The 12,994-nt window shown below is 36.9% G+C and carries 11 protein-coding genes; 6 read left to right on the top strand and 5 right to left on the bottom strand.

The window, feature by feature from the left end; genetic code table 11:
* Positions 1-93: 93 nt before the first annotated feature.
* The 3 genes from G581_RS0101145 to G581_RS0101135 are packed head-to-tail and all read right to left on the bottom strand — an operon-like array spanning position 94 to position 5,259.
* Positions 94-2,514, bottom strand: a complete 2,421-nt coding sequence (locus G581_RS0101145; protein ID WP_051178646.1) for an FAD-dependent oxidoreductase — start codon at positions 2,512-2,514, stop codon at positions 94-96.
* A complete protein-coding gene (locus G581_RS0101140) occupies positions 2,504-4,171 on the bottom strand; it encodes a glutamate synthase-related protein (protein ID WP_028844233.1) in 1,668 nt (555 codons plus the stop codon). Before G581_RS0101140 ends, G581_RS0101145 begins: the two co-directional genes overlap by 11 nt.
* A complete protein-coding gene (locus G581_RS0101135) occupies positions 4,150-5,259 on the bottom strand; it encodes a class II glutamine amidotransferase domain-containing protein (protein ID WP_028844232.1) in 1,110 nt (369 codons plus the stop codon). The genes G581_RS0101140 and G581_RS0101135 overlap by 22 nt, the downstream gene beginning before the upstream one ends.
* A gap of 465 nt (positions 5,260-5,724) precedes the next feature.
* Between G581_RS0101135 and G581_RS0101130 the strand changes: the two genes are divergently transcribed.
* The 6 genes from G581_RS0101130 (at position 5,725) to G581_RS0101105 (ending at position 11,877) form a co-directional block, all read left to right on the top strand.
* Positions 5,725-6,066: a cupin domain-containing protein gene (locus G581_RS0101130; protein WP_028844231.1), complete on the top strand. Its 342-nt coding sequence runs from the start codon at positions 5,725-5,727 to the stop codon at positions 6,064-6,066.
* 109 nt (positions 6,067-6,175) lie between these two features.
* Entirely contained in the window at positions 6,176-7,756 is a 1,581-nt protein-coding gene (locus tag G581_RS0101125; protein ID WP_028844230.1) for an FMN-binding glutamate synthase family protein, read from the top strand.
* Between the two features lie 176 nt (positions 7,757-7,932).
* Entirely contained in the window at positions 7,933-9,000 is a 1,068-nt protein-coding gene (locus tag G581_RS0101120; protein ID WP_028844229.1) for a 4Fe-4S dicluster domain-containing protein, read from the top strand.
* Positions 8,982-9,818, top strand: coding sequence for an FAD/NAD(P)-binding protein (locus G581_RS0101115; protein ID WP_028844228.1), 837 nt, complete (start codon positions 8,982-8,984; stop codon positions 9,816-9,818). The genes G581_RS0101120 and G581_RS0101115 overlap by 19 nt, the downstream gene beginning before the upstream one ends.
* On the top strand, positions 9,818-10,564 hold the full coding sequence (locus G581_RS0101110; RefSeq protein WP_028844227.1) for an NADH-quinone oxidoreductase subunit B family protein: 747 nt from the start codon (positions 9,818-9,820) through the stop codon (positions 10,562-10,564). The genes G581_RS0101115 and G581_RS0101110 overlap by 1 nt, the downstream gene beginning before the upstream one ends.
* On the top strand, positions 10,561-11,877 hold the full coding sequence (locus tag G581_RS0101105) for a Ni/Fe hydrogenase subunit alpha (protein ID WP_028844226.1): 1,317 nt from the start codon (positions 10,561-10,563) through the stop codon (positions 11,875-11,877). Before G581_RS0101110 ends, G581_RS0101105 begins: the two co-directional genes overlap by 4 nt.
* A 77-nt stretch (positions 11,878-11,954) precedes the next feature.
* On the opposite strand, the gene G581_RS10180 is transcribed toward G581_RS0101105, so the two are convergent.
* Positions 11,955-12,680 (bottom strand): MBL fold metallo-hydrolase, encoded by a 726-nt coding sequence (locus G581_RS10180; RefSeq protein WP_051178644.1) that lies wholly within the window; start codon positions 12,678-12,680, stop codon positions 11,955-11,957.
* Between the two features lie 8 nt (positions 12,681-12,688).
* The coding region (locus G581_RS0101095; protein WP_028844225.1) for a P-loop NTPase at positions 12,689-12,994 on the bottom strand (306 nt) is incomplete at its 5' end.

The following is a 12,994-nucleotide window of genomic DNA, read 5'->3' as shown; positions in this document are numbered from 1 at the left end:
ATGAAAGAATTTTCGATTAGTCGGGAGTATAGCTGATTATTCAACAACCCATCTCTGAGAAATTTAAAAAAATTAAATTTTCCATAATAACTGTTAAATATTCTCAACCATCTCCCACACTCCACACGGGCAGACTCCAGCGCAGAATCCACAGGCAATGCATTTATTTTCATCAACAACATACTCATACCGACCATCAGACTTTTCCACTCTGCTTATTGCTCCCCAATAGCAGGTCATCTCACACATATGACAGTCTCTACATGATCCGCAGGAAAGGCATCTTTCAGCTTCCTGTTCAAGAGATGAAGTGGCTCTGCACCTTTCATAATAATCAAGTTTAATTCTTTCATAAGGTATTCTTGCTCTTAAATCTCTTGTAACAGGAGAATGCATGAGCTCTCCATGTAAGTACTCAGCAAGCAGTCTTCCATGACCAATTGCATGGGTTACCAGACCAAGCCCTGTAACATCTCCAATTGCAAAAACCTTGGGATCTGATGTCTGAAAAAATTCATTTACAACCATCCATCCCCTCTCAGTATGAATCTGCGGAGGGATAAAATCTAAATCAGGTATATCACCAATTGACATAATAACAAAATCAGCATCAATGTTTGTTCCATCTTTAAAATAGATTTTTCTTTCACCAGGAACATATTTCTCAGTAATTTTAGGCCAGAGAATCTCAACACCCTTTTGTTTTGCCTGTTCAAATTCTGTTCCAAAGGCTGCTGCTGGTTTCTGAATATCAACAGCAGTCACAGAGGCTGCTCCACAGAGGAAAGCCTCAACAGATGCATCCATTCCAACATTACCAGCACCAATTACAACGACATTTTTATCTTTAAGATCAAAGGTTTTACCTTCATTTATGGCTCTTAAAAATTCATATGCTGAAATAATATGCTCTGAACCGGGGAAAGGAATCTTTCTTGGTTGATGCGCTCCGACAGCTATCACTACAAACTCATTTTCTCTATATATTTCTTCAAAAAGTTCTTTTGTAACTTTTGTATTTAAACGAATATCTGGAACAACCTCCTTAAATCTTTCAATCTCTTTATGAAGTATGTCTTTATTAAATCTGTGTTCAGGTATGCAAAGTTCAATTTTTCCACCAATCTTATCTGTAGCTTCATACATAGTTACATTGTGTCCTTTTAATGAAATCTGCCATGCAACTGACATACCTGCAGGTCCTGCACCGATTACAGCCACACTGTGACCTGTTGATTTAGCTTTTTTGGGTGCTGGTAGATCCGGAGATGCTTTGCCGAGTTCTTTTACAGATATCGGTATATCAATTCTTCCGCGAGTGCATGCCTGCATGCAGAGATTCGGACATATCATTCCGCAGACTGTAGCTGGAAGCGGACTATAATTCAGCACAAGCTCCAACGCTTCTTTTATTTTACCAAGCCTTATCAACGCAGTTCTTTTATGAGTTGGAATATTAGTTGGACAGCTATATGCACATGGTGGCGCATACTTCTCATTTGCCCACACAGGCTTATATCTGCGATACTGTCCAGTTACTATATAGGGAATAATTGTTGGTTCATGGTCAATGTATTCTGCAAAAATTCCTCCCTTTCCAACCTCTTTCTCCCAGTAGTTTTTCCTGAAATCTTCCATTTCAACCTTGAACCATCTTTTACGTCTTCTTTCCTGTGGTGTGTATGGTACGAGTTTACGCCATTCATCAGGACTTTTTGTAAGTTCATGATAATAATCCATTCTTTCTATTGCTGTGAGATATGGCTTTAGATTGTCACATAGCCACTGCCAGTCCTGCTCACTTATTTCAAGCAGTTTAACATCCCTTTCTGAATAACCATCTATTGAACCGCGAAAATAAATAACACCGCCAACCATGCCAACACAAGGTCTGTATCCAAGAACTGATTTCTGATTTCTTGGATTAATTCCGCAGACTACGGCAATTCCACCAGCTTTGAATTCTGCAAATGAATCTCCAACATCCCTCAGATACCACGACTGAGGGGGATCAAATCTTGGATTATGTTTTGTCATTGTATCACAACGAGCACCACCGCTTCCCTGAACATATAGAATTCCCTGCGCAGCCGCATTCCATGCTCCATTTGTTGCATCTCCAAGAACAGTAATTTTTGCTCCGCAGTTGATCCATCCTACATCGTCAGATACACCTCCCCTAACAGTAATCTCTGTGCCAAACATTCCCATTGAGCCACATCTCTGTCCAACAGGTCCTTCAATAGTAATTTTTACAGGTTCACCCTGAGAGAAGATTCTACCACCAATTCCGTGTTGTCCATCAGCATATACATGAATATTTCTTGCTCCATTCTTTACAGCTTCCTGAATGAATTCTTCCAGTATCCTTGAAGGAATTCTATTTCCTTTTATATTTCCATATATAATTACAGATTTGTCATTAACCCATTTGACAACTTCTGCATATGGAATTACAGTTTCATGCAATCCAACCTTCGGCATTTCTCTTTGTATTATTTTTTTAACAGGCATAGCTTATCTCCAATCTTTCTGCTATTGCTTTATCATCTATACTCAATCCATCTGACATACCAATTGGAAGTTCAACGCTTCTTCCCATTGGAGCGAATATTTTACGAAGTTCAACATCTGCAGACTTGAAAATCTCCACAACTCTTTCTGCTACTTTATCAGGATCAAGGCGCCTGTAAAGCTTCGGATCCTGCGTAGTAATGCCTCTTGGACATTTTCCAGTATTACATATATTACAGCGATTATACTCATTACCGAGACATTCAGCAGTTGCCTGCATTATATATTTCCCAACAGAAACCGCGGATACACCAAGCATTATAAGAGCTGCTGCATTTGCTGCAAGATTTCCTTTTTTACCAACTCCTCCTGCTGCAATAAGCGGAAGCTCATTCTGTTTACCCTGTTTTACAAGATCAAGATAACACTCTCTTATGTTCGAAGCAATTGGATGTCCCATTTTATCAAGTGATATATTATAAGCAGCTCCAGTGCCACCATCTTCTCCATCAATAGAAAGAGCTGCTGCATACGGGTTTCTGGCAAGATTATTTAAAACAGCCTTGGCGGTTTTTGTTCCTGATATTTTTGGATAAACAGGAACTCTGAAACCAAATGCCATTGACATTGACTGAATCATCTTCATAACAGACTCTTCAATTGAGTATTGCGTCTGATGAGTTGGAGGAGATGGAAGATCCACATATTGAGGCACTCCTCTAATTTCAGAAATCAACTTTATAACCTTTGGAGCCATAAGAAGACCACCATCACCTGGCTTTGCACCCTGCCCGTATTTTATCTCTATTGCTGCAGGATCCTCTGTCATATAAGGTAATGTATGAATTATGCTATCCCATCCAAAATATCCAGATGCAATCTGTAAGATAAAATATTTAACATATCTCGATTTGAGAAGTCTTGGAGGAAAACCTCCTTCTCCAGAACACATCACCACAGGAATACCTTCAACCTCATTTAAATAAGCAACTCCCATTGCAAGCCCTTCCCACATCGTAGGAGAAAGAGCGCCAATCGACATACTTCCAATCATAATCGGAAATATTTCTCTTACAGGAGGTATAAACTTTCCTGATGATTTATCCAAAACAAGCCTTCCGTCTTCAACTTTAAGTGGAAGATCTTCTGGTGGAAGAATTCTTCCAATATAGGAACGAACTCTAAACTCATGCCTTCCTGCATCAAGAGCAGGGTCTGTTAGCATTGATATTCTTGTGAATTTAAGCCGATCAAGTGTAGAGACTCCTGGATCGTTTCTTCTGCCACCTCTCTTGTATCCTTCACCACCGCGGTTTTTATAAAAGAGAAACTTATTTTGGGGGTTATACTCTGGCTCTATTGCATTATTTGGACACACAAGAGTACAAACCGCACAGCCTGTACAGTAATTATCTATATTGTTTACCTGCTCAATAACATGAATTATTCTTCTTACAGGTCTTGGTTTGGGAGTATCCCCTCCAGACTCAATAACTCTTGTATACTTAACAGCTGGTCTAATAGCACCCTGAGGGCATACAGATGTACACTGTCCGCATCTTTTGCAACGGTCATCTCTCCATCTAATAATATAAGGAAATTCCTCTAACGTTAATTTATTATTAAAATCAAGCTTTAAGCCTGTAGCTGGTTCCATAGTTTTACCTCCCTTGCCTCTGGTGATACAATCACCATATCATACTTCATTGGATATATATCTTTTGATTTATCCCTGTTTGGAATAACCTTATCAAGTCCGCATAACTCTGACATTAAAGAATACTTACCTTTAACACCTCCAACAACACCAGGTCTTAATTTTTTAGAATCATGTACCATGAAGCATGTTCCATCTGGAACAAAACCTATGACCATATTTGGACCATCAATACATAGAGGTCTCAAAGACTGTTTAATTAATGATAAAGCTTCTCTATCAGACCTTTTTTCTACCTCTTCCCATTTAAGTGGCGTTATTATGTCTTTATAGTAAGTAAGCGGAAATCCGAGTTGTCTTACTGAATAATGAAGAATATGATCAAACACTTCACTGTCTGAGTTATAACCAACGTATCCTGGAAATCTTCTACTCATCAAAAATTCTCTTATTGGAACAAAAGCAGTATTTTCACCATTTGTCATTGTGCAGTATCCCTGAAGGAAAAATGGATGACATGCATAAAGATAAATCTGATAGTTTGTGTTCTGTCTTCCCTGGGCAAATATAACTTTTGCCTCTAAATTATCTTTATCAAGCCCGAAAAATTCTCCAAGTTCCAGAGGATCTCCCACTTCTTTAAGAGTTATTACATCTGGATAAAAAGAGAAGACAAAGATAGATTCATCCGCTTCACCCATTCTTCTGAGTGTTAACCTTGTATTCATTAGCAGGTCTTCTTTATCTTTAAAAGATTTCTCCTGCCACTCTTCTGGATAATCATAAACTCTGGCAAAATAGTGATCTCGCCTGATTATACCTCTTACAGGTCTAATCTTTGGCGTCCATTCATAAATAAGCTTAAAACCCAGTCCTATCATGTATTCATCAAGATTTTTTTTGCCCTTCCTTGAACATATACCCGATAAAATTGGATAATTTTTTAGTTCTTTGAACTTTCCTCCAAGGTCTTTAAGCGTCAGGCCAAGACCAGAACCATCATGCCCTTCTTTCATCGTTTCAAGAGCAAGGATGTTCTCCATTGGCGAAAAATATTTTGCTGAAGTAATTGCTGCTAATCTGCACATTTTATTTCTCCATCGGCAAAAGGTTACCTATTAGATTTAGAATAATTATCGTAATACATTTTTGTCAATATTGTAACTTATTCTTCCATACTGCCACATGAGTTTATATATTATGATCTTGAATTTTAAATATAGTATAATATCAATCTTCTGACAGATTTATTTAAAGTTTGTATTTTTATCTCTATCGGCATTCAAATATCAAAAAACAACATAAAGTATAAGGCAATTTAACCTGAATGCAAAGTTAAAATATACTTGAACATATTACGTATCTTGAGCTTTTTCTTTAAAGTCTGCCTATATGTAAATTGAAGCACATAGAAGACTTGACAAAGACAAAGATTAAAATAATATAATTTGGAGTGTATAAAGGAGGTAACCGTTTACCGTATATAAGATTTCAACAGGTATAAATTACCTTAATTTACTTATCGATTTTATCTATTTAGGAGATACCTTAGTATGAGAACAGGAATTAAAATAGGGGAAATAATAGAAGAAAAAAATGTTTTATCACAACTTCTTGAAAATTTTAAGAAGGTAAAAATATATAAAGTTATTTCTGATAAAAATTTTGATATATATTTGATCAGTGTTCAATCAAATTACGCACTCGAAAAATATTTTTTACCTGAAGAAAAGTCTGCTTTTATTTATATTCTTAAAGGCACAGTCTCGCTTTTCATTGATAACGATTCATATAATTTAAAGGAGGGAGGCAGTCTTTACCTTAATAAAGCAGTACCTGCAAACTGGGTAAATGAAGGAGGTGAAAAACTAGAAATTCTTTCTGTAACTATGTAATAAATCAATCGGATTTATTACAAATTTTAAAGGCAAAATATTATTTATTTTTTGTCTGAATGATTTACTATTTCTAAACTAAATTTAGTATTAATTAAGGAGGCTAATTATGAGTATTATTTCAGGTCAACCAAATGCGAGTTCTGCTACAGGAACTCGAAACAGAGTTTCAGATCCAGCACCGTACTCAGGAATCTGTTCAGTATGTCTTGATGGATGTCCAGGTTTTTGTGAAGTTGGTAAGTCTTCGTTTAGAGGAAGAGAGGTTGTCTATCCAGTTCCTTTTGGTAAAGTCACTGCTGGTGCTACAAAAAAATATCCTGTTGATTATTCCCATCTTAATATTCAGGGAACCTGTACAGGAGCAGTAGGAATAGATCCACATCCTGATAAGGCTACATTTCCAGCTGTTAATACGGAAAGAGAAATCGGTAAAGACTATAAAATAAAACTCCGTTTACCTATATTCACAGGTGCCCTCGGATCAACCGATATTGCAAAAGATAATTGGGAAGGGCTAGCCATAGGAGCTGCTATATCGGGCATTATGGTAGTAATCGGAGAAAATGTGGTAGGAATGGATCCAAAAGCAGAATTCAAAAATGGTAAAGTAGTCAAATCTCCTGAGTTGACAAGAAGAGTTGAAGCATTTAAAGAATGGTTTGATGGATATGGTGAGATTATACTCCAGCAGAATGTTGAAGATACACGCCTTGCTTCTGCAGAGTATGCAATAGAAAAACTTGGTGTTTCATGTATTGAACTTAAATGGGGACAGGGTGCAAAGGACATCGGAGGAGAAGTAAAGCTAAAAAGTCTCGAAAGAGCTCTTGAATTAAAGAAAAGAGGATATATTGTACTGCCAGATCCTGAAGATCCCGTGGTTCAAAAATCCTATAAAGGTGGCGAATTTAAAGAGTTTGAAAGACACTCAAGGCTTGGTATGGTAGATTATAAAGAATTTTTAAAATCAGTTAAGCATTACAGAAAAGCAGGAGCTAAATTTGTATCTTTGAAGACAGGTGCATATAGAATTACAGATCTCGCAAAAGCATTAAGATTCGCATCTGATGCTGGCATTGATCTAGTAACAATTGATGGCGCAGGTGGTGGTACAGGAATGAGCCCATGGAGAATGATGAACGAGTGGGGAATTCCTACAATTTATCTTCAGTCAATTGCCTATAATTTTGCAAAACAGCTTGCACAAAAAGGGAAATATGTACCTGATCTTGCTATTGCCGGTGGATTTTCTCTGGAAGATCATATTTTTAAAGCTTTAGCACTTGGCGCTCCTTATTTTAAAGCTGTTTGTATGGGAAGAGCTCTTATGATTCCTGCTTTTGTAGGGAAAAATATACAAAAATGGTACGAGGACGGAAAGCTTCCTGCAGACATTCAGAAGTATGGTAACTCAGTGGAGGAAATATTTATAACAACCGAAACTCTAAAAAATAAATATGGTAAGGACTTCAAAAAGATTCCGTGGGCAGCCATTGCAATATACACATTTGTTGATAGGCTTACTCTTGGAATCAAACAACTCATGGCTGGAGCAAGAAAATTCTCACTTGAATATCTCGATAGAGGAGACATTGTGGCTCTAACAAAAGAAGCTTCAGAAATAACAGGTATTCCTTATATAATGGAATCAGACATGCAAGAGGCTCAAAAAATTCTTTTAGATTAATTCGTAAAGGAGAGGCTTAGCCTCTCCTTTCAACCACGCTTTATAAATAATTGCGATAATTTTAAATTTAAGTCAGTTATTATATCTTTAAAAATTGATTTGTAAAAGTAAAAATTTTAGATTGACAAAATAGTTTTAAAAAAACTACAATTTGATATTTTTCAGGAACCTTTGAAATGAAGACAGAGCAATATAGGATAATTGAGAAGTCATCATTTAATGATTTTATAAACAGTCTTATCGCATCACAAAAAGTGATAGGGCCTGTTTACAAAGGATTTAATAATTATACCTTTGAGGAAATAAAATCAGCTCAGGAAATGAGTCTCAATTATATTCCAACAATTATTCCTCCAAAGAAATACTTTATGCCGCAGAAAGAAACTATCTTAGAGTTTGATACAAAAGAAACATTACATGTTGAACCTGTTAGCGAATATGAAGAGCTAATATTATTTGGTGTTCATACATGTGACATAGCTGGGTTGAGATGTCTTAATGTAGTTTTATCTGACGAACCAAAAGACATATCATATCTGATAAGGAAAAGATATATAACCATCATTGGATTAGAATGTAATGCCTACTGTGATGAATATGCGAGCTGTTCCTTTGTTGGAGCGCATGTTCCCACAACAGGATATGATTTAATGTTTACTGACCTTGGAGATTACTTTATTGTACACATACATTCATCTAAAGGCATGGATATAGTAAAACAAGCAAATATCTTTAAGCCTGCGGATAATTATGATTTTGAAGCACTAAAAGCATTAAGAGAAAAAAAAGACAGAATATTCAACAACGAAGTACCAACTGAAAGAAGGTATCTACCAGACCTTATTGATCGATCATGGAATGCATCCGTATGGAAAGAACTTGAGCAGAAGTGTCTTGGTTGTGGAAATTGTACATCTGTCTGTCCCACCTGTTACTGCTTTGATATTAAAGAAGATGTTGACTTTACACTGAAAGCAGGACAAAGATATAGAGTCTGGTTTTCCTGTCAGCTTGATCCATTTGCAAAGGTTGCAGGAGGAATAGACTTCAGAAGAGAGCGTTCAGCAAGACAGAGGCATCGTTTTTACAGAAAATTCAGATATCATATAGACAGATACGGAATGTTTTTCTGCACAGGCTGTGGAAGATGCTCAAGAACATGCATGGCAAAAATTAATTTAAAAGAAGTTCTCACAGCACTAATAAAGGAGTCAGAGACAAAGATATGGAGAAAGTGGTTATAAAAAAATCTCCTTATAATGTAAAAAAAGCAAGAATTATAGATATAAAGCAATTGACTGAAAAAGAAAAACTCTTCAGAGTTATTTTAGAGGACAATTCGTGGCTTGATTATGAACCAGGGCAGTTCATAATGGTTTCTTTAATGGGGATTGGAGAAATTCCCATTTCCATATGCTCATCTCCACTTAATAGAGATTATTTTGAGATATGTGTGAGAGCTGTTGGCAAAGTAACAGAATCAATGCACAGATTAAATGTAGGAGAAATAATAGGTATAAGAGGTCCATATGGTAAGGGATTCCCTATAAGGATGATTGAAGCTCATGATCTTTTAATAATTGCTGGCGGACTTGGACTTGCGCCACTGAGATCCCTGATACTTTATGCAATTGACAACCGCAGAGATTTTGGAGAGATACATATACTTTTTGGATGCAAAACTCCGGAGGAATTACTTTTTTCAGATGAGATAGAGGAATGGGGGAGGAGACTTGACCTTCATTTTGCCTGCACAGTTGACAGAGCAGATCCTGACTGGAAAGGAAATATTGGCTTGATAACCTCTCTTATACCAGGTGTTGATATAGATCCCATAAGAACATATGCGGCAGTGGTGGGACCCCCAATAATGTACAAATTTGTGATAAAGGAGCTTCTTGCAAAGGGATTGCCAGTTGACCAGATTCTTCTGTCATTTGAAAGACACATGAAATGCGGAATGGGCAAATGTGGAAGATGTCAGATACAGAATCTTTACTGCTGTAAAGACGGTCCTGTTTTCACATTTAAAGAAATTATGGATATGGCTGAGGCACTGTGATGAGCAAACCAAAAGTTGCATTTTTTGATTTTGCCTGCTGTGAGGGCTGCCAGCTTCAGGTAGCAAACATTGGAGAATCCCTGCTTGATATTCTTGACATTATAGAGATTGTTGAGTTTAGAGAAGTCATGTCTGAAAAGTGGGATAAAGAGATTGATGTTTCCTTTGTTGAGGGAAGCATCACAGATGAACATGCTAAGGAGAGAGTTAAAAAAATCAGAGATAGAAGCAAAATACTTGTTGCACTTGGTTCATGTGCAACCATTGGTGGAGTAAACGGGATGAAAAACTCCTTTGAGCTTGCTGAAGCAATGAGATACGTTTATGGAGACTCCTCTAAATTCTTTCCAACAATACAAACAAGAGCAGTCCATCAGGTAGTAAAAGTTGATTACTTTATAAATGGCTGTCCAATTTACATCCCGGAGTTTGTTACAGTTCTTAAATGCATTCTACAGGGGATACCATTCTATGTTCCTGAATATCCTGTATGCGTTGAATGCAAACTCAATGAGAATGTATGCATGTATGATAGAGGACTCACATGCATGGGACCTGTTACAAAGGCAGGATGTAACTCGTGGTGCATAAACAATGGAAATATATGCTATGGATGTAGGGGATTAACAATAAATCCAAACACAGAGGGTTTTAAAGAAGTCCTTAAAAAATACCGGATACCTGAGGACTTTTTAATGAAAAAAATACAGATGTATAACAAATCAAGGGAGCTTGATCAGTCGTGAGTCAGAACATTAACATCAATGTTAACTACCTAACCAGAGTTGAAGGACATGGAAACATAGTAGTTGAACTAAGAGATGGAAAGCTTGAAATCTGCAGACTTGAGATAGTTGAGTCTCCAAGACTTTTTGAAGCTTTCCTGAGAGGTCGTTCAATCTATGAAGCACCACATATAACATGCAGAATATGTGGAATCTGTTCCTGCGGACATACACTGGCCTCAATTCAGGCTGCAGAGGATCTACTACAAATAAAACCAACTGAACAGACCACACTTTTAAGAAAACTATTACTTCACTATGAAGAGCTTGACAGTCACATTCTACATATATATCTACTGGTGGCACCTGATCTTGTTGGTGTACCAAGCTTTGTTCCTTTAACAAAGTCTAATCCTGATATCATAAGACGTGCATTAAAAATGAAAAGACTCTGTAATGAACTCTGCGAGATACTGGTTGGAAGACATGTTCATCCAATAGGAGCAGTTGTTGGAGGATTTACAAAACTTCCATCAAATTCTGAACTTGAAGAAATGCACAAGAGACTTATACAGTTACAGACAGATATGCAGGACACTGTTGAACTATTCAGCAAACTGACTTTTCCTGAGTTTGAAAGGGACACAGAGTATGTTGCTTTAGTTAATGACGAAAATGAATATCCTCTACTTTATGGAGACATTGGCTCAACTGATGGATACAGAGTGAGCAAGTATGAATATAAAAATGTGACAAATGAATTTGTTGTTGCTTATGCCACAGCAAAAAGAACAAAATGGCACAGAGACTCCTATGCTGTCGGAGCTCTTGCGAGATTTAACATTAACTCAGCCAAGCTTCATACTAAAGCAAAACAGGCAGCAGATATGTTGAACTTAAAACCAAAATGCATAAATCCATATCTTAACACAGTAGCCCAGATTGTCGAGTGTGTTCACTGTGTAGAAGATGCTATAAGAATTATCGAGATTCTTTTAAACAAAGGCATAAACCAAGATGAAATTGTTATACCTGATATTAATCAACATGGAGCTTTACCACAAAGGGCTGGACAGGGAGTTGGAGTGGTGGAAGTTCCTCGAGGCTTACTTATTCATCATTATGAATGTGATGAAAGAGGTATATTTAAAGAAGCAAACTGTGTTATCCCAACAAATCAAAATACTGCAAATATAGAGCTTGATATGTTAAAACTTGTTCCAGAAATTATGAAGCAGTCTCAGGAAGAAATAACACTTGCTCTTGAAATGCTTGTAAGAGCATATGATCCCTGTATCTCCTGCTCAGTTCATATGGTTGAGCTCAAACTGTAAAATTAACTTAACTCTTGACTGCTCTCCAGGTTCACTCTGATTAACTTATATAAAAACGCACGCAAATGGACCACTGTTTAAATATATTCACAAGAACCTCCAACATAGATATGTGTGCCCGCACCGGCTTCAATAAATCCAGGAATACTGTCTTTAAAAATGCTCCTTGCAAAATCTCCAGTGCAATGAGAAGGTGCGATATATTTAATTCCCTCTGATTTTAAATATACAACTAACTGCCTGAGTTGTTCTTCACTGTAGTCTTTCAGATGAAGTCCTCCAACCAGAGCAAAAACATTTTGATTTAATATTTCCTTTACTCTTTCTAAAATTTTGATTAATCCAGGATGTGCGCATCCTGTCACAACTACCACACCTCCACCTGTGTCTATCGCAAGGGAGAGTTCTTTTATTTTCTCTCCAAGTTCACCTGTTAGATATACTCCATTCATTATCTCTACAGGCTCTGTGCTTACTTTATGAATGTTTATATCATCTATACTTTCTTTCACTTGATCATAAAAAGAGCTACCAGCATAAATCTGTACATTTTTACTCCTGCTTGCTATGTCTTTTAATCCTTCATAGTGATCTTTATGAGGGTGGGAAATTACTATCCTTGAAATCATACCTGGTTTAATTTCAGCTCTCTGCATGTTTTTGATTAATTTTTGCCCATCAGCACCTGTATCAAACAGTATTCCAGCATATCCTCTCTTTATAAAGCAGCTGTATCCCCATCCTGTTTCAAATCCTTCTTCTGCTGGATAGTTATCAAAAAGCACTCTTATATCAATGATCATATAAATACCTAAACTTTTAGCATTTCAGTAAGTCTGTCAACTATTGTTGTGAAAGCTGCTGCAGGCTTACTTTCTGGATAGTAAATTATAAATGGTTTACCATCATCTCCAGCCTGAACTATCTGTGGATCAATGGGAACTTTACCAAGAAACGCAACTTCATACTCCTGAGCAAGCTTTTCTGCTCCACCGGTTTTAAATATCTCTATTGTGCTACCACAATGTGGACAAACAAATCCACTCATATTTTCAATAATGCCAACTATTGGAATTGAACCTTCTTTGCAGAACTTTATTGATCTTCGCACATCTGC

The organism is Thermodesulfovibrio thiophilus DSM 17215 (genome assembly GCF_000423865.1).
Lineage (GTDB): Bacteria > Nitrospirota > Thermodesulfovibrionia > Thermodesulfovibrionales > Thermodesulfovibrionaceae > Thermodesulfovibrio > Thermodesulfovibrio thiophilus.
Note: the sequence above shows the minus strand (reverse complement) of the source record. Positions and strands in the feature narration are given on the sequence as shown.

Excerpts from the sequence above, each read along its gene's own strand:
- G581_RS0101140 (WP_028844233.1), bottom strand. The coding sequence starts at position 4,171 with ATGGAACCAGCTACAGGCTTAAAGCTTGATTTTAATAATAAATTAACG.
- G581_RS0101115 (WP_028844228.1), top strand. The coding sequence starts at position 8,982 with ATGGAGAAAGTGGTTATAAAAAAATCTCCTTATAATGTAAAAAAAGCA.
- G581_RS0101135 (WP_028844232.1), bottom strand. The coding sequence starts at position 5,259 with ATGTGCAGATTAGCAGCAATTACTTCAGCAAAATATTTTTCGCCAATG.
- G581_RS0101130 (WP_028844231.1), top strand. The coding sequence starts at position 5,725 with ATGAGAACAGGAATTAAAATAGGGGAAATAATAGAAGAAAAAAATGTT.
- G581_RS0101110 (WP_028844227.1), top strand. The coding sequence starts at position 9,818 with ATGAGCAAACCAAAAGTTGCATTTTTTGATTTTGCCTGCTGTGAGGGC.
- G581_RS10180 (WP_051178644.1), bottom strand. The coding sequence starts at position 12,680 with ATGATCATTGATATAAGAGTGCTTTTTGATAACTATCCAGCAGAAGAA.
- G581_RS0101125 (WP_028844230.1), top strand. The coding sequence starts at position 6,176 with ATGAGTATTATTTCAGGTCAACCAAATGCGAGTTCTGCTACAGGAACT.
- G581_RS0101145 (WP_051178646.1), bottom strand. The coding sequence starts at position 2,514 with ATGCCTGTTAAAAAAATAATACAAAGAGAAATGCCGAAGGTTGGATTG.
- G581_RS0101120 (WP_028844229.1), top strand. The coding sequence starts at position 7,933 with ATGAAGACAGAGCAATATAGGATAATTGAGAAGTCATCATTTAATGAT.